Source organism: Cupriavidus sp. SIMBA_020 (assembly GCF_046535395.1).
Classification (GTDB): domain Bacteria; phylum Pseudomonadota; class Gammaproteobacteria; order Burkholderiales; family Burkholderiaceae; genus Cupriavidus; species Cupriavidus campinensis.
This window is the reverse complement of the sequence record NZ_JAWRWU010001660.1, coordinates 1-236: the sequence shown is the minus strand read 5'-3', so window position 1 is coordinate 236 and position 236 is coordinate 1. Positions and strand designations below refer to the sequence as shown.

General features: G+C 70.8%; 1 pseudogene. It reads left to right on the top strand.

The annotated features are described in order from the left end of the window. Nucleotides 1-29 precede the first annotated feature (29 nt). Nucleotides 30-236 (top strand): annotated as a pseudogene (locus SB751_RS35240) (LysR family transcriptional regulator); the annotation flags it as partial.

Genomic DNA, 236 nt, shown 5'->3' with positions numbered 1-236 from the left:
ACGGCACGCCCGAGAGCGTGGACGACCTTATGCATCACAGCACCGTCGACTACGTGTCGGCGGACACCGGGCGCCCGCGCCCGTTGGAGTACATGGTGGGCGGTGCGCGGCGCACGGTAGCCCTGCGCGGGGCGATAGCGGTGAGCGACGCCGACGCGCAGGGCGAATGCGCGCTCGCCGGTCTCGGTCTCGTCAAAACGTCGCTCTACCTCGTGGAGCCCGCCATTCGCGCAGGC